22 protein-coding genes are annotated in these 23,043 nt (G+C 65.5%); all 22 read right to left on the reverse strand.

From position 1 onward, the window contains the following. Positions 1-761: 761 nt before the first annotated feature. The 22 genes from ACZK3J_RS10510 to ACZK3J_RS10615 all read right to left on the reverse strand — a co-directional run bounded on the left by ACZK3J_RS10510 (position 762) and on the right by ACZK3J_RS10615 (position 23,023). Positions 762-2,267, reverse strand: a complete 1,506-nt coding sequence (locus ACZK3J_RS10510) for a sigma-54 dependent transcriptional regulator (RefSeq protein WP_478476886.1) — start codon at positions 2,265-2,267, stop codon at positions 762-764. After that, positions 2,264-2,641, reverse strand: coding sequence for a response regulator (locus ACZK3J_RS10515; protein ID WP_010485922.1), 378 nt, complete (start codon positions 2,639-2,641; stop codon positions 2,264-2,266). The genes ACZK3J_RS10510 and ACZK3J_RS10515 overlap by 4 nt, the downstream gene beginning before the upstream one ends. A 14-nt stretch (positions 2,642-2,655) precedes the next feature. Further along, positions 2,656-4,065 (reverse strand): RNA polymerase factor sigma-54, encoded by a 1,410-nt coding sequence (gene rpoN / locus ACZK3J_RS10520; protein WP_414576450.1) that lies wholly within the window; start codon positions 4,063-4,065, stop codon positions 2,656-2,658. A 285-nt stretch (positions 4,066-4,350) separates the two neighbouring features. Further along, on the reverse strand, positions 4,351-4,983 hold the full coding sequence (locus ACZK3J_RS10525) for a response regulator (RefSeq protein ID WP_032970105.1): 633 nt from the start codon (positions 4,981-4,983) through the stop codon (positions 4,351-4,353). A gap of 91 nt (positions 4,984-5,074) precedes the next feature. Then, positions 5,075-5,653, reverse strand: coding sequence for a PilZ domain-containing protein (locus tag ACZK3J_RS10530; RefSeq protein ID WP_010485910.1), 579 nt, complete (start codon positions 5,651-5,653; stop codon positions 5,075-5,077). Next, a complete protein-coding gene (locus ACZK3J_RS10535) occupies positions 5,650-5,940 on the reverse strand; it encodes a hypothetical protein (protein WP_134950603.1) in 291 nt (96 codons plus the stop codon). The genes ACZK3J_RS10530 and ACZK3J_RS10535 overlap by 4 nt, the downstream gene beginning before the upstream one ends. After that, the gene (fliS, locus tag ACZK3J_RS10540) at positions 5,937-6,356 is read right to left on the reverse strand and encodes a flagellar export chaperone FliS (protein ID WP_049398118.1); all 420 of its coding nucleotides are present in this window, start codon (positions 6,354-6,356) and stop codon (positions 5,937-5,939) included. Before fliS ends, ACZK3J_RS10535 begins: the two co-directional genes overlap by 4 nt. A gap of 125 nt (positions 6,357-6,481) precedes the next feature. Next, positions 6,482-7,822, reverse strand: a complete 1,341-nt coding sequence (gene fliD, locus ACZK3J_RS10545; RefSeq protein WP_478476889.1) for a flagellar filament capping protein FliD — start codon at positions 7,820-7,822, stop codon at positions 6,482-6,484. 183 nt (positions 7,823-8,005) lie between these two features. After that, complete coding sequence (locus tag ACZK3J_RS10550) at positions 8,006-9,550, reverse strand: flagellin (protein ID WP_459003285.1); 1,545 nt, start codon at positions 9,548-9,550, stop codon at positions 8,006-8,008. Between the two features lie 222 nt (positions 9,551-9,772). Beyond that, positions 9,773-11,266: a flagellin N-terminal helical domain-containing protein gene (locus tag ACZK3J_RS10555; RefSeq protein WP_197612176.1), complete on the reverse strand. Its 1,494-nt coding sequence runs from the start codon at positions 11,264-11,266 to the stop codon at positions 9,773-9,775. Between the two features lie 86 nt (positions 11,267-11,352). Then, on the reverse strand, positions 11,353-12,561 hold the full coding sequence (flgL, locus tag ACZK3J_RS10560; protein WP_049398114.1) for a flagellar hook-associated protein FlgL: 1,209 nt from the start codon (positions 12,559-12,561) through the stop codon (positions 11,353-11,355). Then, a complete protein-coding gene (gene flgK, locus ACZK3J_RS10565; RefSeq protein ID WP_414576458.1) occupies positions 12,558-14,438 on the reverse strand; it encodes a flagellar hook-associated protein FlgK in 1,881 nt (626 codons plus the stop codon). Before flgK ends, flgL begins: the two co-directional genes overlap by 4 nt. An 8-nt stretch (positions 14,439-14,446) precedes the next feature. Then, positions 14,447-15,646 (reverse strand): flagellar assembly peptidoglycan hydrolase FlgJ, encoded by a 1,200-nt coding sequence (flgJ, locus tag ACZK3J_RS10570; RefSeq protein WP_478476891.1) that lies wholly within the window; start codon positions 15,644-15,646, stop codon positions 14,447-14,449. A gap of 1 nt (position 15,647) precedes the next feature. Further along, positions 15,648-16,784 carry a flagellar basal body P-ring protein FlgI gene (locus ACZK3J_RS10575; protein ID WP_049421917.1) on the reverse strand — a complete coding sequence of 379 codons (1,137 nt, stop codon included), beginning with the start codon at positions 16,782-16,784 and terminating at the stop codon, positions 15,648-15,650. 2 nt (positions 16,785-16,786) lie between these two features. Beyond that, positions 16,787-17,479, reverse strand: coding sequence for a flagellar basal body L-ring protein FlgH (gene flgH, locus ACZK3J_RS10580; RefSeq protein ID WP_010485899.1), 693 nt, complete (start codon positions 17,477-17,479; stop codon positions 16,787-16,789). Between the two features lie 22 nt (positions 17,480-17,501). Further along, complete coding sequence (flgG, locus tag ACZK3J_RS10585) at positions 17,502-18,287, reverse strand: flagellar basal-body rod protein FlgG (RefSeq protein WP_005409571.1); 786 nt, start codon at positions 18,285-18,287, stop codon at positions 17,502-17,504. A gap of 102 nt (positions 18,288-18,389) precedes the next feature. Continuing rightward, on the reverse strand, positions 18,390-19,139 hold the full coding sequence (locus tag ACZK3J_RS10590; RefSeq protein ID WP_032127377.1) for a flagellar basal body rod protein FlgF: 750 nt from the start codon (positions 19,137-19,139) through the stop codon (positions 18,390-18,392). Positions 19,140-19,171: 32 nt separating this feature from the next. Continuing rightward, complete coding sequence (gene flgE, locus ACZK3J_RS10595) at positions 19,172-20,395, reverse strand: flagellar hook protein FlgE (protein WP_478476893.1); 1,224 nt, start codon at positions 20,393-20,395, stop codon at positions 19,172-19,174. A gap of 32 nt (positions 20,396-20,427) precedes the next feature. Further along, positions 20,428-21,111, reverse strand: coding sequence for a flagellar hook assembly protein FlgD (locus ACZK3J_RS10600; RefSeq protein ID WP_049421924.1), 684 nt, complete (start codon positions 21,109-21,111; stop codon positions 20,428-20,430). Positions 21,112-21,134: 23 nt separating this feature from the next. Next, positions 21,135-21,542: a flagellar basal body rod protein FlgC gene (gene flgC / locus ACZK3J_RS10605; protein WP_010485892.1), complete on the reverse strand. Its 408-nt coding sequence runs from the start codon at positions 21,540-21,542 to the stop codon at positions 21,135-21,137. 3 nt (positions 21,543-21,545) lie between these two features. Continuing rightward, positions 21,546-21,941, reverse strand: a complete 396-nt coding sequence (gene flgB / locus ACZK3J_RS10610) for a flagellar basal body rod protein FlgB (protein ID WP_005409576.1) — start codon at positions 21,939-21,941, stop codon at positions 21,546-21,548. 137 nt (positions 21,942-22,078) lie between these two features. Continuing rightward, positions 22,079-23,023 (reverse strand): chemotaxis protein, encoded by a 945-nt coding sequence (locus ACZK3J_RS10615; RefSeq protein WP_149909306.1) that lies wholly within the window; start codon positions 23,021-23,023, stop codon positions 22,079-22,081. Positions 23,024-23,043: the final 20 nt, after the last annotated feature.

Genomic DNA, 23,043 nt, shown 5'->3' on the forward strand with positions numbered 1-23,043 from the left:
ACGGTTCCAGAAACAGGGATGGGGTTGTCTGCTGTAGCCAGTGCAAGTGCCGTGCCGAAACCGGTTTTCGATTCAGTGAAGTGAGGGTTGGGGGTGCTGGCAGGGCTGCGCCCTGCACCCGCCGACGCCACGTCAACATCAACGTCAAAATCGGGCTATCCGTGGGGTGGCGGGGTGGGTCCGGTTACGGGGGACGCCGTAAATCCGTCCATGGAGGCTCGGTCGCGCCATCCATGGCGCTCACGCCCCCGCAACCGGACCCACCCCGCCTTCGACAGGTGGCCGCGATCTGTTGGAACCTGCTTCTGATGGTGCTTCTGATGATGGTGGGTGCCGACCGTTGGTCGGCACGGGGTCGGATCCCGTTGCAACGCAACGGGCTCTGACTCCGGTCGTGGCGCCATTTAACCGGCGTCGGTTTTCTGGCCTGGGGCTGCAGGGTCCATCGGCCGGAATTCTGGCGCTGGTCGAGCGTGGCGGGCGGGGTGCAGCCGGTGGCGGTGGCAATGCCGGGGCAGAGCAGGGCGGCGAGCAGGGTAAGGCGATGCATGGTGGAGCCTCGTTGGGAAGTCCCACTCCATCCTCCGGAACGCGGCAACGTTGTCTGTAGGAATTCGTGCAGATGCGCGGCGTTGTCAGCGCGCGGCCACGGTCTCTATCCACGCATGGCGTGGATCTACTGACGTCGTGCAGCGGTGCCAGAAACACCAACGCCCGGGCAAGCCCAGGCGTTCGTGCCCCCTTCATGCTGGTCGCGAGCTTCAGCCGGCCAGTTCGGCCTGCTCGCGTTCGATGCCGTACTTGCGCAGCTTTTCCACCAGGGTGGTGCGGCGCAGGCCGAGCAGCTGGGCGGCGTGGGCGACCACGCCCTGGGTGCGTTCCAGTGCTTCGTTGATCAGGCCCAGTTCGATGTTGGCCATATGGTTGCGCAGGTCCATGCCTTCATCGGGCAGCGCCGCTGGTGCTGCGGCGCGATTGACGGCAATGCCGTGCTCCAGTGCCGGTTGGCTGCCGCCGCCCGGGGTGTGGAACGAGAAGCTGCGCAGGTCCAGGCGTTCTTCGCTCGCCGTCGGCTGTACCGGTGCCGGTGCGGCCACCGCTGCCAGTGCAGCGTCGCCACGGTAGCGGGCCGGCAGGTCCTGCACGCGCACCGAACCGCCCGGATGCAGCACCGCCAGGCGCTCGACCAGGTTGGTCAGCTCACGCACGTTGCCCGGCCACTCGTAGCTGGCCAGGGCCTGCAGGGCTTCCGGAGTGAAGCGCACTTCGCCACGGCCGGTACGGGCCAGTTGCGCGGCAATGGTTTCGACCAGTGCCGGCAGGTCTTCGCGACGCTCGCGCAGGGCGGGCACGTCGATCGGGAACACGTTGAGGCGGTAGAACAGATCCTCGCGGAACTTGCCTTCGGCAATACGGGTTTCCAGGTCGCGGTGGGTCGCGGCCACGACACGCACGTTGCAGCGGATGGTCTGGTTGCCGCCGACGCGCTCGAAGCTGCGCTCCTGCAGCACACGCAGCAGCTTCACCTGCATCGGCAGGCTCATGTCGCCGATTTCGTCCAGCAGCAGGGTACCGCCTTCGGCCATTTCGAAACGACCCTTGCGCGCGGTCAGTGCGCCAGTGAAGGCACCCTTCTCGTGGCCGAACAGTTCGCTTTCCAGCAGGTCGGCCGGAATGGCGCCGCAGTTGATCGCCACGAACGGGCCATCACGGCGCGGCGAGCGCTGGTGGATCGCGCGCGACACCACTTCCTTGCCGGTACCGGATTCGCCCAGCACCAGCACGGTGGTGTCGAATGCGGCCACCTGTTCGATCATGGTGCGAAGCTCGGTAACCGCCGGACCGTTGCCGGTCGGGCCCTGGTCCTGGGCGGCGCCGGCCTGGTGCTCGGCGTCCAGGCGCTTGAGGCTGGCGCGGCGCAGCAGGGCTTCCATCTGCGCATGGCGCAGCGGCGTTTCCAGCGGCCAGATGTTGGCTTCGTGCAGGCCGTGCTGATGGGCAAAGGCTGCGGCATCACCGTCGGCCAGCAGCACCGGCGGCGGCAGGCTGCTGCCGCCCAGCCAGTTGTACAGCGCGGTGCTGGCAGCGGTGTCGTCCAGGCTGCCGACGATCACGGCCATCCAGTCGTTCTGGCGCTGGCGACCCAGGTCGAAGTCGGCCGCGTCGGAAACCCAGCGCGGGTTGAAATCCATGAATTCCAGCAGGGCAACGGTGCGCTCTGCGCGCACGGCGTCGTTGTCCAGCACCAGGATGCGCGATTCGCTCACGATCGATCCTCCCTGAGGCCTTCCAGGATCGGCATGACTTCCTGGATGTAGGACAGCTTGCTGACAAAATTGTCGGCGCCGGCACGCAGCGCGTGTTCGCGGTGCTCGGCGTCGTCGAAGTGGCTGGCGATCACGATGTACGGTGCATCGTCCTGCGACTTGATCAGGCGGGTGGCCTGCAGGCCGCCCATTTCGGGCATCGCCAGGTCCATCAGCACCACCTGCGGGCGCAGCGTTTCCGAGCGTTCGATCGCTTCCAGGCCGTTGCCGGCGCTGCCGACGATCTGCAGCCAGTCGATCTTGCGGAAATGGCGCATCGCCGCGTTGATGAAGCCCTCGTGGTCATCGACCAGCAGGACCGTGAGCTTGTTCATGTCCAACATCCTTTTCAGCCCACCCGGGCCAGCTGCGGTTGCCTGGCGCCAAGCCGGCGCCGTTCACGGGCCGGGGCGATGTCCAGTTGTTCTCGGTACTTTGCGACGGTTCGGCGGGCAATGTTCACCCCCTGGCGCGACAGCAGGCCGGCGATGGCCTCGTCGGCCAGCGGCCGGCCGGCCGGTTCGGCGTCGATCAGGCGGCGGACCATGGCCTTCACGGCCTGGCCGGAGACGCTGGCGCCTTCCAGGCGCACGGCGAAGAAGTGCTTCAGTTCGAAGGTGCCGCGCGGGGTCTGCAGGAACTTGCCGGTGGTGATGCGCGAGACGGTGGACTCGTGCATGCCGATTTCCTCGGCCACTTCCTTCAGGGTCAGCGGCGCCATGGCCTCCTCGCCACGCACCAGGAACGCGGCCTGGCGCTCGACGATCACCCGCGCGGTGCGCAGCAGGGTGTCGTAGCGCATCGACAGGCCGCGGCTGAACCAGCGCGCTTCCTGCAGCATTTCGCGCAGTGCCGGTGCGGCCTCGCTGGTCTCGGCCAGGGCCTGTTCGTACTGGCTGTTGATCGAGACGCGGCGGCTGGTCGCCGGGTTCAGCGCCACCTTCCACTGGTCGTCGGCGTGCCAGGCGACCACGTCCGGCACCACCACGGCATTGCGTTCGGGCAGCAGACTGTCACCCGGGCGCGGCTGCAGCGAGAGGATCAGGCGCACCGCCTCGCGCACGTCGTCGATCTCGGCGTCGTGCAGGCGGGCGAGGGCGGGGTAGTCGTGGGCGGCCAGCGCCTCGAGCGCGCCATCGAGGATGCGGGCGGCCAGGTGGCGGGCGGGGACTACGCCGTGCAGGCTGCGCAGCTGGGCCTGCAGGCCTTCGCGCAGGTCCTGTGCGGCCATGCCGGCCGGCTCGCCATGCAGCAGCTGCTGACGGATGGCTTCCACGCCGTCGGCGGCGATGTCGAACTGGGCGCTGGCCAGCAGCTGCAGCTGGTCCAGCGGTGCCTGCAGGTAGCCTGCCTCATCGCAATGGTCCAGCCAGAAGGCGGCCACGGCCAGCTCGCGGTCATCCATGTCCAGCGACAGGCGCTGCAGCACGCGCAGCTGCGGGTCGCTCGATTCGCCGGCGGCGATGCGCGCCATGCGGTCGTCGTCGCCGTCCTGCCAGCTGGCGCCGGCCACGTCCCACATCGACGACTCGGGCAGCTCGTCGAACGCAGCGGTTTCCAGCGTGGTGGCGCCGGCCTCGGTGGCTTCTGCGGTGGGTGCTTCAGCCTCTTCGATCTCCAGCAGCGGGTTGGAGTCCAGCAGGCGCTGGATTTCCTGTTCCAGGTGCAGGCCATCGAGCTGCAGCAGCCGGATCGACTGCAGCAACTGCGGGGTGAGGTGAAGTTGTTGGCCCAGCTGGGCCGAGAGTGCAGCCTTCATCGTGGTTCCCCGGCACCGCTCCCCGGCGCCTTGTGGAACGCATCTTGCTTTTGATCCGGCGGAGGCGGAATCAGGGGGTTCCTGAGGGGCTTCGTGAATGTCCTGACAGGGTGTAGGGGTATTCCCTACATTGTCGCGGAATGTTGACGATGATCGCCGCTAAGTTGCTGATTCCCGGTGTGGGTGCCGGGTTAAGCGGGCTGCGCCGTGTACGGATTCCTGTCGGGGCGTGTCGGGGTGACGGGAATTCGTCGTCAGTGCGGATCTGACCTCCTTCGCGGAGGATCACTCCAGCTCGTGCTGGTGGCGCGCGGCCAGCAGCAGCAGATCGTTGGCGCGGCGACAGCCCAGCGACTCCATCATGCGTGCGCGGTGGGTTTCCACTGTCTTGACGCTGATGCCGAGGTCGGCGGCGATTTCCTTGTTGCTTTCGCCCTTGCCGATGCGGCGCAGGATCTCGCGCTGACGCGGCGACAGTGCGGCGATGCCGGTGGGTTTCTCGCGACCGAGCATCGGTGCCAGCATCTTGGCGGAGATCTGCGGGCTCAGGAACACCTGGCCGGCGTGCGCGGCACGCAGCGCCAGTTCAAGCTCCTGCGGTGCGGCATCCTTGACCAGGAACCCGACCGCACCGCGATCGAGTGCATCGCGCACGTGTGCGGCGTCGTCGTGCATGGTCATCATCACCACCCGCGTGCCGGGGGCGCGCAGGCGGATGTCGCTGAGGGCTTCCAGGCCGGTGCGGCCGGGCAGTGACAGGTCCATCAGGATCACGTCCGGGGCGTGCTGCAGGGCCAGCTGCAGTGCCTGCTCGGCATTGCTGGCCTCGGCGACGAGCTGCACGTCGGCAAACCCCTGCAGCAGCCGCGCCAGGCCGGCGCGGACCAGGGTGTGATCGTCGACGATGAGAACTCGCACAGGCACGTTGGAGGTCCGTGAGGGGAGTCCACCTTAACTTAGCTGAACGGGCGCGCCAAGGGCTGTCCATCCGGCGTCATGGTGGCAGGTTTCAGCGGGCGCGGCGTGCTTCGGCCACCTGGCGGCGATGCAGGCGGAACAGATGCCGCTCCATTGCCATCTCCAGGCCATCGCCAAGACGCTGGAAACGCAGCCACAGGTAATGACCACCGCCACCGTCCGCCGCTTCGGCGATCACTTCCACGGGCAGGTCGATATGGTCAGGCAGCCAGTCGCTGGGCTGCAGGCGCACCAGGCCGGCCTGGCCGGGGCTGGCGCCGCTGCGCGGCCCCAGCTGCAGGCGGATGCCGCGGCGTGACCAGCGCACGGGGCGCAGCGTCAGTTCCTGGCCCTGCTGGCGTACCAGACGGCCGAGCAGCACCATTGCCAGATCCAGCTTGGCTTCCAGCCGCTGCAGCTGCAGGCTGGACTCATTGCGGTCGTCGTGCTCGTCAACGCGGCTGTCCTCGACCAAGGCCAGGCTGCGCAGCAGGCCTTCGGCACTGCTGGTGCGACCGGCGGCGCTGCCTGCCTGGAACTCGGCCGGCAAGGCCAGCTCGCAGCTGAGCGTTTCGTCGAACAGCTCGCTTTCGGCGGGGTGGTGCAGCGACGTGGTCGGCAGTTGGGTCATGCGAGTGATTCTGCCTGCAGGTAGGCATGCGCCGCGCGAAGGGAGCGGCCGGTGTGCTTCAGGTGAGCTGCGGCTTCATCGCGGAGGGAGATCATGCGCGCCAGTACGCGTTGCTGGTGGTCACGCAACGCGAGGATGGCGGCATCACTGGGGCGCTCGACAATCAGCGACAGGGCAGCCACGGCTTCCAGGTGTTCGGCCATCAGGCGTTCGCTGGTGTCGTGGTCCTCGCCCTCGAGGCTGGTTTCCAGCGTATCAAGGGCGTCGTGCATAGTCTGAAGGTTCATGGCGCCACCGCTTTGGTGACCTGGCGCTGGTCTGCCGGAATCGCGTTCCAGGCCGAGTCGATCTCCACCATCAAGCCCAGGGCTTCCTTCAGTGCGGTCGGATCGTTGTGCAGGTTGCCCTCGGTCAGGCGCATGATGACGAAGTCGTACAGTGCCGACAGATTGCCGGCAATCTCGCCACCGGCTTCGTGATCGAGCGAGCCGTTGAGGTGGCCGACGATGGCGCAGGCTTCGCCGATGGCCTTGCCCTTGCGCGCCTGGTCATTCTGCTGCAAAGAGGCTTCAGCGGTGCGGATGCGCTCGCAGGCACCGGCCAGCAGCAGCGCTACCAACTTGTGTGGATCGGCATCGACGACCGAGGTGGTCACGCCGACTTTTCGGTACTGCTCGGCAAACTGCCGATTGGAACCGTACATAGGGGAAGTCTCCTGGAATGCCTGCCCATCCGCGTGGGTTGAGGGGTTCGGCACGGGTCTAACGGGTTATCGGCGCAGCCGGGGCTCTACTTGAGTACCGACTGCGCCGGAAAAATGCCTGGAAATCAGTTGCCGAGCTGCTGGATGAGCGAGCCGCCGGCCGACTGCATCTGCGTGACCATCTTTTCCATCGCGGTGAACTGCTTGGTGTAGCGGTCAGCCACCTTTTCCATGTTCTTGTCCAGCTCGTCCAGCTGCTTTTCCAGTGCCTTGATCTGCTTGTTCAAGGTCGCCGTACGCTGGGTGATCGTGCCGGTGGTCGCGTCCAGGCTGCTCTTCAGCAGTTCGGTCATCGGCTTGCCCAGCGCGCCCTCTGCACCGAACAGCTTGGTGGCGGCCTCCGGGTTCTTCGCCAGCGCGGTGTCGAGCTTGGCGCCATCAAGGCTCATGCTGCCGTCGGCGGCAATGGTGATGCCCAGATCCTTGAGGTCGTTGACGTTCGCACTCAGCTGGGCGCGCAGCTGCTGCTGCAGGCCACGGACCATGGCGTCGCCGGTCATGGTCGAGGCCGTGCGCGTCTCAGCGTTGTAAGCGCTGGAATTCTTCAACGTGGTCTGGATGCCGTTGTAGGCGGTGATGAAGGCCGTGAGATTGGTCTTCAGCGTGCTGTTGTCCGGAGTGACGGTCAGCGTCTGCGTCTCGCCTTCCTTCGCCTTGGTCAGGGTGAGGCTGATACCGGGTACCAGGTCGGTGATCGTGTTGGAGCTGCTGGTGCGGGTGAAACCATCCACCACCACCACCGCATCCTTGGCGGGCACCATCTCGGTCATCTTCGATGCGGACGTGCCGTCATAGGCCAGCTCGGAGAGTCCGCCATTGCCGCCACTGGCGCTGACCTTCAACGCGCCCTTGCTGCCGGAATCAACGGCGGTCAATACCAGGTGCATGCCATCGTCTGCGGTTACCACGGCCGCGGTGACGCCCTTGCTCTCGGCGGCGGAATTGATCTCGGCTGCGATCTTCTCCATCGTCGCGCCGGGTTCGATGTTCACGCTGATGGACTTGTCGCCGTATGCGATCGTCAGCGTTCCGTCGCCAACCACGGCGTCCTTTGTATACGCCTTGGAGCTGAGCTTCTGGTTCTGTGCCAGGGATTTGACTTCCACCTGGTGGCTGCCCGCAGCAGCCTTGCCGGCGGTCGTGCTGGTGTCCAGGGTCGCAGTGAAGTTCGACTCGGTCGGCGTGCTGACTTTCAGGCCGGGGGTGGCCACACCCTTGACCAGGGTCTTCAGCGTGCTCTGCAGACCTGTCATTCCGCTTTTGATGGTGCCAAGCGCCGAAAGCTTGGCGCTGGCGGCAACACCCGCCGAGTTGATCTGCTTTTCCCGGGGCTCGCGTTCCTTGGCGGTCAGCTGTGCAACCAGGCTGGGAATGTCGAGGCCGGAACCAATCGTGCCGATGGCCATGAGGGGAATCCTTTATCTTGGACGGGCCGGGCGGGTGTCCTGCACCTGCTATCGGCCTGGGAGGGGCGAGCTTGAGCGTGGAAACGCTCTCCAGCCTTCTGCAAGGCCCATGCCAATCCGCCACCGGGCACGATGAAGGGGGCTTGCGCCCCCTTCCCGTTGTTGCCTTGTACTACCGCTGGATCAGCGCAGCAGGCTCAGCACGTTCTGGCTGGACTGGTTGGCCTGGGCCAGCATGGCGGTACCGGCCTGCTGCAGGATCTGGTTGCGGGTCAGCTCGGCGGTTTCCGAAGCGTAGTCCACGTCGCGGATGCGGCTGCGGGCAGCCGACATGTTTTCCGACGAGGTGTTCAGGTTCGCAACCACCGAGGTGAAGCGGTTCTGGATCGCACCTAGGTCGGCGCGGGCGGAGTTGATCGAGTTCAGGGCTGCGTCCATCGCCAGGATGGCGTCGTCGGCACCCTTGACCGAGGAGATATCCAGACCTGCAAAGCCTTCGACAGCGGTACCGCCGTCGTACTTCTGGATGTTCGCGCCCGTGCTGGAGGCGGTGTTCGCGGTAGCCAGGCCCGTTGCTGCCTTGAGGTCTGCTGCATTCAGCGAGCTCTCGATGCTGAAGTCCTTGTCTTTCGAGGTCAGCTGCAGCTTGCCTTCGATCAGTGAGGCCGATACGCCGGTCTTGTGGGTTTGCGCATTGACAGCATTCGCAAGCGCAGTTGCACGGTCGCTGGCGGTCTTGGCTTCGTCCACCTTGATGTCGACGCCATTGATCTTCAGCTGGCCAGCGTCAATTGCACCGAACTTCGCTCCGGCAAGAGAGGCCTCGTGACTGGCAACAAATCCGGCATTTGCGAAGCCACCAAGCGTGGCCATGTCGTTCGTCAAGGTGATGTCGAGATCACTGCCATCAGCCTTTGTGAAGGCCAAGGTGCCGGCGGTCGCGCTACCGGATACTTTGATGCCTGCAGTCGCGAGTGCATTCGCGGTGGCCGTGTTGGCGAGTCCTGCGTCGATAGCGGCCGCTTCAACTTTGTCGCCGGTAGCCGTCGCCGTCGTGTCTACGATGGTGATGCCATCCACCTTCAGAGTGAATTTTTCACCAGCGGCACCAGCGGTTGCGGTTGCGAAGGCTCCCGAAACACCCGAGTTGGCGGATTTGGTCAGTGTCGGCAGTTCGCCTGAGATGCTGGCGCTGGTCGAAGCGCTGGTCCAGTTGCCCAGCTTGCTGATGTTGGCGTTGGCGACCTGCGAGATGTTGATCGTCTGGCCCTGGTTGGCGCCGATCTGGAAGGCCTGGCTGGTGAAAGTGCCGTCCAGCAGGTTGGTGCCGTTGAAGTTGGTCTGTTCGGCGACGCGCTGGATTTCCTGCTTCAGGAGCTGTACTTCGGCGTTCAGGGCCTGACGGTCGGAATCAGAGTTGGTGGCGCTGCGCGACTGCACGGCCAGCTCGCGGACGCGCTGCAGGTTGTTGCCGATCTCACCCAGTGCGCCTTCGGCGGTCTGGGCCAGCGAGATGCCGTCGTTGGCGTTGCGGGCGGCCTGGTTGGCGCCGCGGATCTGGGTGGTGAAGCGCTCGGAGATCGCCAGGCCGGCGGCATCGTCCTTGGCGCTGTTGATGCGCATGCCCGAGGACAGGCGCTGAATGGTGGTGGCCAGGTTGGCGCCGCTGGTGCCCAGGTTGCGCTGGGCGTTCAGCGACATGGTGTTGGTGTTGATGACTTGTGCCATGGTGCGGTTTCCTTGTAGGCAGTGTGTCCGGCAGAGCAGCCTGACCGGTTTCGGGGGGCAGTGGCTGGCTTCCCCCCAAGGGGTGTGCTACCGCTGCTGAAATCAATAACGGCACTACCCCTCCGGCCTTTAGCGGAGTTTCGATCCTTTTTTCTCTGGTCAAACGAAAAGGCCCCGCCATCTGCATGGCGGGGCCCGGCTCCAGCTCGAGTGGTGCAGGTATTACGACTGCAGCAGGCGCAGTACGTTCTGCGGTACCTGGTTGGCCTGGGCCAGCATGGCCGTGCCAGCCTGCTGCAGGATCTGGCCACGGGTCAGCTCGGCGGTTTCCTGTGCGTAGTCAACGTCACGGATGCGGCTGCGCGCAGCAGACAGGTTTTCCGAATTGGTGTTCAGATTGGCGATGGTCGAGGTGAAGCGGTTCTGGATTGCACCGAGGTCGGCACGCGCCGAATTGACGGACTGCAGCGCGGCATCCATCGCAAGGATGGCGTTGTCGGCGTTGGCCTGTGACGAAATATCCAGATCAGCGAATCCAACGGTTGCCTTGCCGGCAGCGTAGGTCGTGGAGCTGCCAGGGGCGAGGCCAGTTTCCTTCAGAAGTGCAGGCGCGTCCGTGGTACCGGCCAAGCCTACAGTGACATTGCCTTCCTTGTCGGTCAGTTGCAGCTTGCCATCCACCAGTGCCGCGCTCACGCCGGTGGCGTGGGTCTTTGCGTTCACCGCGTTGACCATCTGAGTGGCACGATCACTTGCGTTCTTTGCCGGATCCAGATCGATGGTTACCGAACCCTTGGAGCCTGAAAGCTGGAAGCTGGTCGGGCTGTACCCGCCAGCGGTATGCGGACCCTTGACCTTGTCGCTGTTGCCGAAGGTTGCCGCCGCAGCGGTGCTCATGTTCACCTGGAGGGTCTGTCCATCGGACTTGGTGAACGTAAGGTCGCCGGTGGCGACATCGCCTGAGACGGAAATACCAGCTGCCGTGAGCGCCGCTGCTTTGCCATCGATCGCGGCCTGAAGATTCGTTTCCGTCACACCAGACGCGTCGGCGACGTTGACGATATTGATGCCGCCCACGTCAATGGTGAAGGCTGCAGTGCTGGTTGTCGGGGTAAATGCGCCAAATGCTCCCGTAGAGGCGACGTTGCCGGTATTCGGCACGGCACCGGTCAGCGAGCCATCAGTTGACGCACTGGTCCAGCTGCCCAGCATGTGCACATTCGCATTGGTGATCTGCGAGATGTTGATGGTCTGGCCCTGGTCGGCGCCGATCTGGAAGGCCTGGTTGGTGAAGCTGCCGTCCAGCAGGCTGGTGCCATTGAAGTTGGTCTGCTCCGCAACGCGCTGGATTTCCTGCTTCAGCAGCTGCACTTCGGCGTTCAGCGCCTGGCGGTCCGAGGCCGAGTTGGTCGCGCTGCGGGCCTGAACGGCCAGTTCGCGGATGCGCTGCAGATTGTTGCCGACTTCGCCCAGTGCGCCTTCAGCGGTCTGCGCCAGCGAGATGCCGTCGTTGGCGTTGCGCGCGGCCTGGTTGATGCCACGGATCTGGGTGGTGAACCGCTCGGAGATCGCCAGACCGGCGGCGTCGTCCTTGGCACTGTTGATACGCATGCCCGAGGACAGGCGCTGGATCGAGGTGGCCAGCGAGCTGCTGCTGGTGGACAGGTTGCGCTGAGCGTTCAGCGACATGGTGTTGGTGTTGATGATCTGTGCCATGGTGCTTCTCCGTGGTTGCTCGGTTGTTTCGGTGTGGAAGGCGCGGGACGCGCCGTGCTGGAAGACGGATGGAACGAGGAAAGGGACTAGCGGATCTTGTTGAACAGGGACATCGCCTGCATCTGGCTGAAGATCGTCTGGGCGGCTTGAAGGGCGGCGGTCTCCAGCTTGTATTGGCCGATGGCATCGGCGTAATCGAGGTCGCGCATCGTCGAGAGGGTGCTCTTGACGGTGACGGCTGTGGCTTCGCGGGCGCTGGCCGCGGTATCGATGGCGGCCAGCTGGGCGCCGCCCTTGGCGCGGGCGTCGATCATCGTTTCCGAGGCCCTGTTGAGGTCGCGGATGCTGGACTGCAGCGTGTTCTGCAGCGCCGTGCGCTGGCTTTCGGTGGACGGGTCGGTTTCCAGTGCGGCGACCAGTTTGTCCAGGGTGGAGAAGATGTCGCGGCTACCCGCGTCGCTGACGTTGAACTGATCACCGGCGGCTGGCTTGCCCTCGATGCGCATGCGCACGCCGCCAACGACAATGTCTTCGCCGGGCTTGTGGGTTCCGCTGCCGACCACCGTGCCGGTGCCATCAACCACCTCATAGGCACCTTCGGCAGTGCCGGTGAAGCGGACATTGAGCGTGCCGCCGGCCCAGCTGCCGCTGCCGTCACGGCTGACCGAGGTCAACAGGCCACTGCCGGTGTTGCCGGCGGCCGCGCTGGCATCCACACGGCCATCGCCGGTGGGGATGCGCATGAAGATCTCGCTGCCGGGCAGGGCGTCGGAGACCAGTTGGCCCGGTGCCACCTCCACCTGCCGCTGGTTCTGGTCACCGCTGTAGGTCACGGTGCCGCCGCTTCGCTGGAACGGGGCGTCAGCGTCGTTGCTGCCACCGAACAGGTAGCGTCCGCTGCCATCCCTGGAATTGGCCAGCGACAGCAGGCTTTCCTGGATGGTCTTCAGCTCGCTGACGATGGCCTTGAGGTCACTGGCCTTGGGCACCGGACTGTTGGCCTGGATACTCAACTCCACGGCGCGCGACATGAGCTCATTGACCTGAGCCAAGGCGTTTTCCTGCAGGCCCAGGCGGTTCTGCACGCTGTTGGCGTTCTTGCCGAGCTGCTCGAGCCCGGCCACGACACGGTCCAGGCCAACAGCCGTACCTGCAGCGACCGGGTCGTCCTTGGCGGAGGTGATCTTGCTGCCAGTCGCGATCTGCTGCTCGAGGTGGCTGATTTTCGACTGCTTGGCGAGCATCAGCGACACGGACTGGTTGAACATCATCCCGGTGGAAATTCGGCTGCTCATCGACGGACGGCTCCCAGGATGGTCTGGAACATGTTGTCGGCGGTGGAGATCAGCTGTGAGGCGGCCTGATAGGCCTGCTGCAACCGCAGCATGTCGGCTGCTTCCTCATCCAGGTTGACGCCGGAGATCTCGTCGCGGGCTGCCTGCGCCTTGTCCGTGATGACCTGCTGCGCGTCCAGCGAGTACTCGGCAGAACGTGCCGCCGCGCCGACCTGCGTGGTCAACCCCCCCAGCGCACCGTTGAGGGTGACGGTGCCGCCGTTGAAGGCCTTGGCGTCCTCGACCTTGGCCAGCTTTGCCGCGTTGCTGTTGTCCGACGAGCCTGCCGGAGTAGGGCTGATATTGAAGGTGTCGCCGACCTTCGGTGCACCGTCCAGCACGAAGCTCCAGCCATTGGCGCTGATGGTCTGGCCCGGTGTGTAGGTCTGCGGCGGCCCACCGTTGATGGTGTAGGTGGTCGCCGACGTGAACACGATTGCGGCAGGATCGCGCAGGTTCGGATTGGATACATCGTTGACGGTGACGCCGGTCAGCTTCCCGGTGCCGGTGTTGGCCAGTGCAGCCGTACCCTTGACCGCTGCCGCTGCGGCGATGCGGGAGGGATCGGTGATGGCGGTTTCCAGGCTTCCGGCGACGCCCGCGGTCGGCTGCAGGAGGAAACGGTCGTTGGTGGCCGGGGTGCCGCCGACCACCAGCTTGACGCCATTGATCACCAGCGGATCGGCGGTCGTGCCGGTACCGGTCAACGCAACGGTGGCGCCAGTGTCGGCGCGGGTGGCCTGCCACTGGGTGCCGTCGAACTTGAGGACGATGTTCTGTGCCTCCAGCTTGGACAGGTCACCATAGGTCGCAGTGAGGCTGCCGGTACCGGTATTGCTCGCGTTGGGCGTGACGCGTGGGTTGCCGATGGTGAAGAAGTCGCCGCCCATCTTGCCGTACATGTCCACGCCCTGGTGGTGCGCCTGGTTGAAGCTCTCGGCCAGGCCGACGGCGAGCTTGCCCAGTTCGGCCTGGGCCGGTGTCAGCACGGTATCGCGGAACTCGAGCATGCCGCCGATCTTTCCGCCCACTGCCTTGGGATCGAGCGTGATCGTGTTGCCCTGGGTTTCCAGCGCCAGTTGCAGGCGTTCGGGCTGGTATGGATCGGTCACCGTAGTGACCTTGGACGCGGTCGTGCCCACCACCAGCGCATTGCCGCCTGCGGTATAGACGTTCATCACGCCGCCATCCTGGACGACGGCAGTGCCACCGGTGTAACCGATCAGCTGCGAGATCAGCTGGTCGCGACGGTCGAGCAGGTCCGGCGCCGCGTTGGCCACGTTGCTGCCAATGGCGCCGTTGATCTGCGCAATCTCCTGCGCCAGGCGATTGACTTCCGTGGCGCCGGCAATGAGCCCGTTGTTGACCTCGCTGCTCAGGTTGTTCATCTGCGTGTTGAGCTGCACGAAGCGGCTCGCCAGGGCCTTGCCGCCATCGAGCAGGCTCTGCCGGTCGGCCGTGCCGGCCGCGTTGGACGAAAGGCCACTGACGGCGTCGAAGAAGTTGGACCAGGAGCCGGCGACATTCGTGGCCGGGTCCGAGAACAGGGCATTCACCCGGTCGGCCATGCCCGAAAGCTGCTTCAGGCGTGCCAGCTCGCCGCTGCTGTCGAGCAGGCGCGAGATGGCCAGCTGGTCGGCAGCACGGCGGATATCGGTGATGCGGGTGCCGCTGCCAACGTCCCCAAAGCCGTAGTTCTGCGGATCAGACGTGGCGAAGTCGACCTTCTGCCGGCTGTAGCCAGGGGTGTTGATGTTGGCGACGTTGTGGCTGGTGGTCGCCAACGCACGCTGGAAGGCGAGCAGGGCACCAGTACCGGTGGAAAGTACGCTGGACATGGGGTTCCTCAACGACGAGTGATACCCAGCGCCGCGGTTGCGGTGCTGGCGAAGGTCTGGCCAAGGCGCGAGCCGGCATCGGCGACGGCGCTGACGGCGCGCTCGATGGTCGGTCCGCCGGCGATCGCGGCGATCTTGGCCGCATAGCGCGGATCGGTGGCGTAGCCGGCGCGTTGCAGGCCGCGGGCGAAGCCCTGAACGTCGGTGCCGGCCTGCAGGGCCTGCTGGTAACGCGGGCTGGTCTTCAGCAGGCGCACGTAGTCGGCGAAGCTTTCGGCCGGCGAACTGTAGGCACGGAAGCTGGCGGTCTCGTTGCGGCGCACGCCATCGACATATTCATGGGTGCCGGCTACGGCGCGCTGGCCGTTCCAGCCATTGGCCTTGATGCCGAACAGGTTGTGCGAAGTGCTGCCGTCGGCGTGCTTGATGTGGCGCTTGCCCCAGCCGGTTTCCAGCGCCGCTTGGGCGACCAGGGCGCGGGCATCGACTCCCAGTTCCTTGGCCGCACTCTGCGCGTGCTGCCAGATGCTGGCGACGAAGCCTTCCGGGGTGTGTTCGCCCAGCTGGGCGACGGCGGTACGGGTGGCCATCGCATCGGCCGGGCTGATGGCGGTGCCGCGGTTGCTGGCGGTGGCCGACCACTGGTCGCTGTTGGCGGCCCAGTCCTCGCCCTGCAGGCTGCCGATGTACGGATCGTCGGTGCCCAGCGAGCGATGCATGCTGCTGCTCTCGCGGCCGGCGATCAGGTCCAGGGCCTGTTCCATCGGTGCGACCGCCGCCTGCGCACCGTGCTGTGCACCGGCGGCCATCTGCTGCAGCAGGCGCACGGCCTGGCTGCCGTCTTCCAGCGGCAGCGACGGTGCCGGCTTGGCCGGTGCATTGAGCTGGTAGGCACGACTGGCCTTGGCCGGGTCCACGCGGGTATCCAGCGCCGGGCCGTCGGCGGCCTGGCCGGACAGCTGCCGGCTGATCATGCCCGACAGGTCCAGGCCCTTGCCGCGGGTCATCGCCTCGGCAATCTTCTGGTCGTACATCTCGCGGAACATCTTGTTTTCGCCGGGGAACAGCGAATCGCCGAAGCTGGCGTCACGCATGCTCTTGACCAGCATCTGCGCGAACTGGCCTTCCAGCTGGCGCGCGACCTTGTCGATCTTGGCCGGATCGTTCTGTTGCGCCGGGTGCAGATCGAATGCGGGAGTGATACGCATATCAGATCACCTCGAGCTCGGCACTCAGTGCGCCGGCCTGCTTCAGGGCTTCCAGGATCGCGATGAGATCGCCCGGTGCCGCGCCCACGGCGTTCACCGCGTGCACGATCTCGTCCAGGGTGGTGCCGCCGCTGAACTTGAACATGCGGCTGCCGTCGTTGGTGGCGGTGATGGTCGACTGCGGGCTGGCCACGGTGCGGCCGCCGGACAGCGCATTGGGCTGGCTGACGTTGGTGTTTTCCTGGATCGTCACGGTCAGCGAACCATGCGAGATCGCCGCCGGTCCCACGCGCACCTGCTGGCCGATGACCACGGTGCCGGTACGCGAATTGACCACCACCTTGGCCGGGGCGCTGCCGGGGGTGAGTTCCAGGTTCTCGATGCGTGCCAGCAGGCCGATGCGCGCGCCTGGGTCGGTCGGCGCGGTGACCGCCACGGTCACGCCATCGACCGCACGCGCCGCACCTTCGCCGAAGGCGTTGTTGAGCGCGGCAACCATGCGCGAGACCGTGGTGAAGTCGTTGTTGTGCAGGTTCAGGGTGATGTCGCCGCCGTTGGCCAGCGGGTCGGGCAGGGCGCGTTCAACGGTGGCACCGTTGGGAATGCGGCCGACGCTGGGCACGTTCACCGAGACACGGGAACCGTCTTTGCCCTGCGCACCAAAGCCGCCGACGATCAGGTTGCCCTGTGCGATGGCATAGATCTGGCCGTCAGCACCGCGCAGCGGCGCCATCAGCAGCGAACCGCCGCGCAGCGAGACCGCGTTGCCGATCGAGGACACGGTGATGTCGATCGGCTGGCCCGGCTTGGCGAACGGCGGCAGTTCGGCGTGGATCGCCACGGCGGCCACGTTCTTCAGCTGCGGGTTGACGTTCGGCGGCACGTTGACGCCCAGTTCGCCGAGCAGGTTCTTCAGGCTCTGCACGGTGAAGGGTGCCTGGCTGGTGCGGTCGCCGCTGCCATCCAGGCCGACCACCAGGCCATAACCCACCAGCGCATTGCCGCGTACGCCGCCGACCTGGGCCAGGTCCTTGATGCGCTCGGCGCTGGCCGGGGCAGCCACGACCAGCAGCATCAGCGCGACGAACGACGCCATGCGTCGCTGCCAGGAAGAAGAGGAGAAGAGTTTCATGGCCATACTCAGAACGGCGTCAGGCCGGAGTTGAAGAAGCGGCTCAGCCAGCCCATCGCGTTGGACTGCGCGACGGGACCGCGGCCGCCGTAGACGATGCGGGCCTCGGCCACGCGGCTGGACGGAATGGTGTTGTCCTGGCTGATGTCGCCCGGGCGCACGATGCCCTGCACCTGTACCAGTTCATCGCCCTGGTTGAGCCGCAGGTTCTTCTGCCCCTGCACCACCAGGTTGCCGTTGGGCAGGCGTTGGACCACGGTGACGGTAACGCTGCCCTGCAGGCGGTTGCTCTGCGCGCTGTTGCCCTTGCCGGTGAAGTCACGCGCGCCCTTGGCTGTGGCACTCAGGATGTCCTTGCCGCCGAGGGTGACCGGAGCGCCGAGAATGGACGGCGTTCCCAGGCTCAGGTTCGATTCCTTGTTGGTGGCCGTGTTGGCGCTGGTCTGCGCGGTGGTGTTTTCCAGCAGGGTGATGGTCAACAGGTCGCCAACATCGCGCGCGCGCCGGTCCGAATACAGCTGCAGGGTCGGGCCGGCAGCGTAGATCGCGCCGGCGGTCGGCTGTGCCTGCGGCGGCATGATCGGCTGGATCGGTGCCATCGTCGGGTAGGGGCGCACGTCGCCCGCGATCACGCAGCCACCGAGCAGGGCGGCCACGGCGCAGGCGAGAGCAGTGCGGGCGAAGTTGGAAATGGGCGACATGGCAGTTTCCCGGTTTGGCCGGTCAGAGCTTGTTGTTGAGATAACCGAGCATCGAGTCGGTGGTGGAGATCGCCTTGGCGTTCATCTCGTAGGCGCGCTGGGTTTCGATCATCGACACCAGCTCTTCCACCACGTTGACGTTGCTGCCTTCCAGCGCGCCCTGCACCACAGTGCCGAGGCCGTTGAGGCCGGGGTTGCCGTTCTGTGCCGGGCCGGACGCAGTGGTCTCCAGGAACAGGTTCTCGCCACGTGCCTGCAGGCCAGCGGGATTGACGAAGTCGGTCAGGGTCAGTGCGCCGACTTCCACCGAGGCGGCGCCGTCGGCCATCTTCACGCTGATGGTGCCATCGGTGCCGATGGTCACCGACTGCGCGCCTTCGGGAATCTGGATGCCCGGCTGCACCGGGTAGCCGCTGTTGGTGACCAGCTCGCTGTCCTGGTTGATCTTGAACGAGCCATCACGGGTGTAGGCCGAGCTGCCATCAGGCATCTGAACTTCGAAGAAGCCGCGGCCATTGACCATCACGTCCAGGGCGCGGCCGGTCTGCTGCTGGCCACCCTGTTCAAAGTTCTTGGCGGTGGCGACCACGCGCACGCCGGTACCCAGCTGCAGGCCGGTGGGCAGCTGCGTCTGCGCCGACGAGGAGCCGCCGGGCTGGCGCACCTGCTGGTACAGCAGGTCTTCAAAACTGGCACGGTCCTGCTTGAAGCCGGTGGTGTTGGTGTTGGCGAGGTTGTTGGAAACCACCGACATGCGCATCTGCTGCGCATCCAGTCCGGTTTTCGCGATCCACAATGCCTGGTTCATCTTCGATGTCCTGTCTGCTGAAGCCGGCCGCGTGGTGCGGCCCTTGTATGCGGGTGTGCAAGCGGTGTGCCAGCGCCGGCATCAACCGGCGCCGGAATTCCGTCAGCTGCCCAGGCGCAGCATGCTGTTGGCGCTGCGCGCGTTTTCGTCGCCGTGCTTGATCACCTGCACCTGCATTTCGTACTGGCGCTGCAGCTGGATCATCTGCACCAGCGCGCCAGCCGCATCCACGTTGCTGCCTTCCAGCTGGCCGCTGTGCACGGCCGTGCCCTGTGCCGGTGCGAACGGCTGCAGCGGGTCGGTGTTGCGGAACAGGCCGTCCAGGCCACGCTCCAGGCGTTCATCCGGTGCCTGCACCACTTTGATGCGACCGATCTGCGCCATGGTCTGCGGGCCTTCGCCCTGCGGAATGATCGAGAGCGTGCCGTCGGCACCGATCTCCATCGCCTGGTAGGGCGGAATGGCGATCGGGTTGTTGTTGTCATCCAGTACCGGGCGGCCGCTGGAGGTCACCAGCTGGCCGTTCGGCGTCACCGACAACGCCGCGCCGCGCGTGTACGCCTCGCTTCCGTCACTGGACTGCACGGCCAGCCAGGTGCCGGTCTGCAGGGACAGGTCCAGCGGTTTGCCGGTGATGTGCTGCGAGCCCGGCGTGCGGTTGAATCCGGCGTCGACATGCAGCGCATCCACCCGCGAAGCAAAGCCCGGGCCACGGATCGGGAAGGCTTCGGTGTTGGCCAGCGCTTCCTTGAAGCCGGGGGTGTCGGAGTTGGCGAGGTTGTGGCTGAGCGTACCCTGCGCCTGCAGGGAGGCGCGGGCACCGGTCATCGCCACGTAAAGGGCTTTATCCATGCGGGGAGTTCCGTGACAGGGTCAGCGCGTCATCAACGGATGTTGATGACGGTCTGGGTGATCTGGTCCTGGGTCGTGATCATCTGCGCGTTAGCCTGGAAGTTGCGCTGCGCGGTGATCATGTTGACCAGCTGCTCGGTGAGGTCGACGGTGGACGCTTCCAGCGAACCGGCCTGGATCTTGCCAAGGTTGGAGGTGTCCGGCATGCCGGTGCGCGGCGTGCCCGATTCGAAGGTCTCCACCCACAGGTTGTTGCCCTTCTGCTCCAGACCCTGCGTGTTGTTGAACGTGGTCAGTGCGACCTGGCCCAGCGGCTTGTCGTCGCCATTGGAATATCGGGCGTAGACCACGCCGGTTTCCGACACGGTGATCTCGTTGAGCTTGCCGGCGGCATAGCCGTCCTGCTGGGTGTTGCGCAGCGCGAACTTCTCGCCGTACTGGGTCGAGCCGCTGATATCCAGCGTCATGTTCAGCTGGCCCGCGCCGGTGGTCGGGGTGAAGGTGCCGAGGCTGACCTTGCCGTTGGCCGGATTGGTCAGCTTGCCGCTGTTGTCGAAGGCGACCGCGGTCGGGGTACCGGCCGGTTGGCCGTCCACATAGTTGTGAACGGTCCACTCGTTTGGATTTGCGCCCTTCACGAAGTACGAGACCTGGATATGGCTGACGCCCAGCGAGTCGTACACGGTGATGCCGCCGCTGGAGTGGTTGTAGCTGTTCGAGTCGGTCGGATCGAAGGTATTGACCGTCGGCTGTTTGGCGTTGGCCGGCAGGGTGAAACCGACCTTCACTTCGCTGGTCTGCTTCGGCGGGCTGTCGGTAGTCAGCAGCTGCAGGTCCACCAGGCGGCCGGCATCGAAGTTGGTGCCATCGGCGTTCGGCGCGAACACCTGCAGGCGCGCGCCCTGCGGGTTGATCACATAGCCGGCGGAATCGGTCTGGAAGTTGCCGGCACGCGAGTACACGCGCGAGCCGTTCATGTTCATGGTGAAGAAGCCCTCACCGGAGATCGCCATGTCCAGGCTGCGGCCGGTCTGCTCGTTGTGGCCCTGGATGAATTGTTGGGCCACGTTGGAAACACGCACGCCCGAGCCGGTCTGGTTCTTCGACAGGCCGTAGCTGGTGGAGGCGAACAGGTCAGCGAACTCGGCGCGTGATTGCTTGAAGCCGGCGGTATTGACGTTGGCGACGTTGTCGGCGGTGACGCTCAGGTCGGTATTGGCGGCATTGATGCCGGACAGGGAGACGTTGAAGCCCATGGGATGCTCCTGGTAGATGCGGAATGTGCGGCTCAGCTGACGCGGAGCACGTAGTCGATCGGGGCCGTGCCCAGGCCCTTGAGATTCAGGTACAGGCCGTCGGAGCCGACGGTCACGCTCTCCACCGGGGCCTGCACGAAGGTGGACAGCTTGGTGCTCTTGCCGGCGGTGTCGACGTGGTTGGCGACGATGGAGTACTTGCCCGGTTCCATGCGCTTGCCGTTGGCGTCCTTGCCGTCCCACTGAAACGCGGTTTCGCCAGCGGCCTTGGCTTCTACGCTCAGCGAGGTGACCTTGGTGCCGTTGGCATCGGTGATGTCGACGGTCACGATGCCGGCCGAGGGCGCAGCCACCGTGCCTTCGACGCTGCCTTCCTTTTCCAGTACCAGCTTTTCCGACGGCACCAGTACCTGGTGGCCAACCAGAGCGGCACCGCGCAGCACCTGGTCGCTGGCCATCGATTCCTGGAAACCCTTCACCGTCTTGTTCAGATCGGTGATGCCCTGCACGGTGGACATCTGCGCCATCTGCGCAACCATCTGCGTGTTGTCCATCGGCTTCAGCGGATCCTGGTGCTGCAGCTGCTCGGTCATCAGGCGCAGGAAATCGGCCTGGTCCAGCGTGTTCTTCTTCTTGGTGGCGTTGCTGTTCGGGGCGTTCAGGCCGAGCGCGGCGTAGACGTCCTGGTTGGTCTGGTTGTTGACGGCGGTGGTCATGGTGGTATCCGGTGCTGCGGGCCTCAGCGGCCCATGGTCAAGGTCGCCAGGGCCAGTTCCTTGGCGGTGGTCAGCATCTCCACGCCAGCCTGGTAATTGCGCGAAGTCGAGATCAGGTTGACCATCTGCGCCACCGGATCGACATCGGGCTGGTAGATGTAGCCATCGCCGTCGGCCAGCGGGTGGCCCGGTTCATAGCGCTTGATCGGCGCGGCTTCGCTCTGGGTGATCTCCTTGACCTTCACCGACGTGATGTTCGGATCGTTCTTGCTGGTCACTGCCTGGAAGATCGGTTCCAGCGGCTTGTACACGGCATCGGCGGAACCGGCGACGGTGTCGGCGTTGGAGAGGTTGGAGGCGATGGTGCTCATGCGCACCGACTGCGCCTGCAGCGCGGAGCCGGCGATATCGAAGATCGGCAGGTTGCTCATGGCTTATTGCCCCGTGATCGCGGTCAGCATGGAACGCACCTTGCTCTCGACGAAGCTGAGCGAGGCGCGGTATTCGAGTGCGGCGCGGCCATAGGCGGCACGCTCGGCATCGGGATCGACGGTGTTGCCGTCCAGGCTGGGTTGCACGCCTTCGCGCGCGATCTGGAACGGGTTCAGGCCACTACTGATCTCGTAGTGCTGCTCGTGGGTGGTGGCCATCAGGCCATTGGCATCCTGCCCCTGGGCGTGGCGCAGGGCGGCATCGAAGTCCAGATCCTGGGCCTTGTAGCCGGGAGTGTCGGCATTGCCGAGGTTGCTGGCGATCAGCTTCATCCGCTGTTCGCGCAACGGCATGGCCTGGGCGTGGACGCCCAGGTAGTCGGTAATCAGGTTGCGCACGGTGCACTCCCACGGGAACGTTGCCCGGGAAGCTGCAAGGGGTGTGCCAAATTCGAGAGGGTAGTGCCGGTCGCTGGCCGGCTTCCCGGATTGTCCGCGGTTGCCGGCCAGCGGCCGGCACTACCGGCTCAGAGGCCTCAGGCCGCCATCGCGACCTTGCGCAGGCGGTCCAGCACGAAGTCGGCCAGTTCGTGCGGCGAGTACTTGGCGACGAAGGCGTTGGCGCCGACGCGCTCGACCATCGCATTGTTGAACACGCCCGACAGCGAGGTATGCAGCAGGACGTAAAGGCCGGCCAGGCCCGGATGGCGCCGGATTTCCGTCGTCAGCGTATAGCCGTCCATGGCCGGCATTTCGATGTCCGAGATGACCATGGCGTAGCGCTCGGCGGGGTTCTCGCCCGAGGCCTGGATCTGCAGCAGGTGGTCCAGCGCCTGCTTTCCGTCGGAAAGCAGGGTGGCGCCGACCCCAAGCTGGTCCAGCACGCTGCGGATCTGCTGGCGGGCTACACGAGAGTCGTCCACCACCAGCACCTGCAGTTGCGGGCCGTCGGCGGGCATTGCCATCGCCGGGTCGAGTATTGCTTCACCGCGTACCTGGGCGATATCGGCCAGCACGCTTTCAACGTCGATCACCTGGATCAACTCGCCCTGGAAGCGCGTCACCGCCGTCAGATAGCTCGATTCGGCGCCCAGTTCCGGTGGCGGGTGGATGTCTTCCACCGCGATGTTGACGATGCGCTCCACGCCGCTGACCAGGAAACCCTGGATCGAACGGTTGAATTCGGTGACGACCAGGTAGCCGGGCGAGGTGTCCGCATCGGGCTCACGCTCGGGGTGGCCGATGGCCAGGCCCAGGTCCAGCACCGGCACCGAGCGGCCACGGACGTCGGCCACACCGGCGAACTGGCTGGGCAGTCCGGGCACCTGGAACAGCTCCGGGCGGCGCAGGACTTCCTGCACCTTGAAGACATTGACGCCAAAAAGCTGACGTCCGCCGAGGCGGAACAGCAGCAGCGCCAGGCGATTGTGGCCGGCCAGTCGGGTCCGCTGGTCGATCCGGTTGAGCAGGTCATGGGACATGGCTGCTGTATCGGCGGGGT

The organism is Stenotrophomonas sp. 86428_Sma, from assembly GCF_056481585.1.

Coding starts and splice junctions, on each gene's coding strand:
- ACZK3J_RS10530 (WP_010485910.1), bottom strand. CDS start 5,653: ATGACCCAACTGCCGACCACGTCGCTGCACCACCCCGCCGAAAGCGAG.
- flgG (WP_005409571.1), bottom strand. CDS start 18,287: ATGAACCAGGCATTGTGGATCGCGAAAACCGGACTGGATGCGCAGCAG.
- flgJ (WP_478476891.1), bottom strand. CDS start 15,646: ATGCGTATCACTCCCGCATTCGATCTGCACCCGGCGCAACAGAACGAT.
- flgH (WP_010485899.1), bottom strand. CDS start 17,479: ATGTCGCCCATTTCCAACTTCGCCCGCACTGCTCTCGCCTGCGCCGTG.
- flgL (WP_049398114.1), bottom strand. CDS start 12,561: ATGAGCAGCCGAATTTCCACCGGGATGATGTTCAACCAGTCCGTGTCG.
- fliS (WP_049398118.1), bottom strand. CDS start 6,356: ATGTACGGTTCCAATCGGCAGTTTGCCGAGCAGTACCGAAAAGTCGGC.
- flgE (WP_478476893.1), bottom strand. CDS start 20,395: ATGGGCTTCAACGTCTCCCTGTCCGGCATCAATGCCGCCAATACCGAC.
- ACZK3J_RS10515 (WP_010485922.1), bottom strand. CDS start 2,641: ATGAACAAGCTCACGGTCCTGCTGGTCGATGACCACGAGGGCTTCATC.
- fliD (WP_478476889.1), bottom strand. CDS start 7,822: ATGGCCATCGGCACGATTGGTTCCGGCCTCGACATTCCCAGCCTGGTT.
- ACZK3J_RS10535 (WP_134950603.1), bottom strand. CDS start 5,940: ATGAACCTTCAGACTATGCACGACGCCCTTGATACGCTGGAAACCAGC.
- flgC (WP_010485892.1), bottom strand. CDS start 21,542: ATGAGCAACCTGCCGATCTTCGATATCGCCGGCTCCGCGCTGCAGGCG.
- ACZK3J_RS10590 (WP_032127377.1), bottom strand. CDS start 19,139: ATGGATAAAGCCCTTTACGTGGCGATGACCGGTGCCCGCGCCTCCCTG.
- rpoN (WP_414576450.1), bottom strand. CDS start 4,065: ATGAAGGCTGCACTCTCGGCCCAGCTGGGCCAACAACTTCACCTCACC.
- ACZK3J_RS10615 (WP_149909306.1), bottom strand. CDS start 23,023: ATGTCCCATGACCTGCTCAACCGGATCGACCAGCGGACCCGACTGGCC.
- ACZK3J_RS10550 (WP_459003285.1), bottom strand. CDS start 9,550: ATGGCACAAGTCATCAACACCAACACCATGTCGCTGAACGCCCAGCGC.
- ACZK3J_RS10555 (WP_197612176.1), bottom strand. CDS start 11,266: ATGGCACAGATCATCAACACCAACACCATGTCGCTGAACGCTCAGCGC.
- ACZK3J_RS10600 (WP_049421924.1), bottom strand. CDS start 21,111: ATGACCACCGCCGTCAACAACCAGACCAACCAGGACGTCTACGCCGCG.
- ACZK3J_RS10575 (WP_049421917.1), bottom strand. CDS start 16,784: ATGGCCATGAAACTCTTCTCCTCTTCTTCCTGGCAGCGACGCATGGCG.
- flgK (WP_414576458.1), bottom strand. CDS start 14,438: ATGTCCAGCGTACTTTCCACCGGTACTGGTGCCCTGCTCGCCTTCCAG.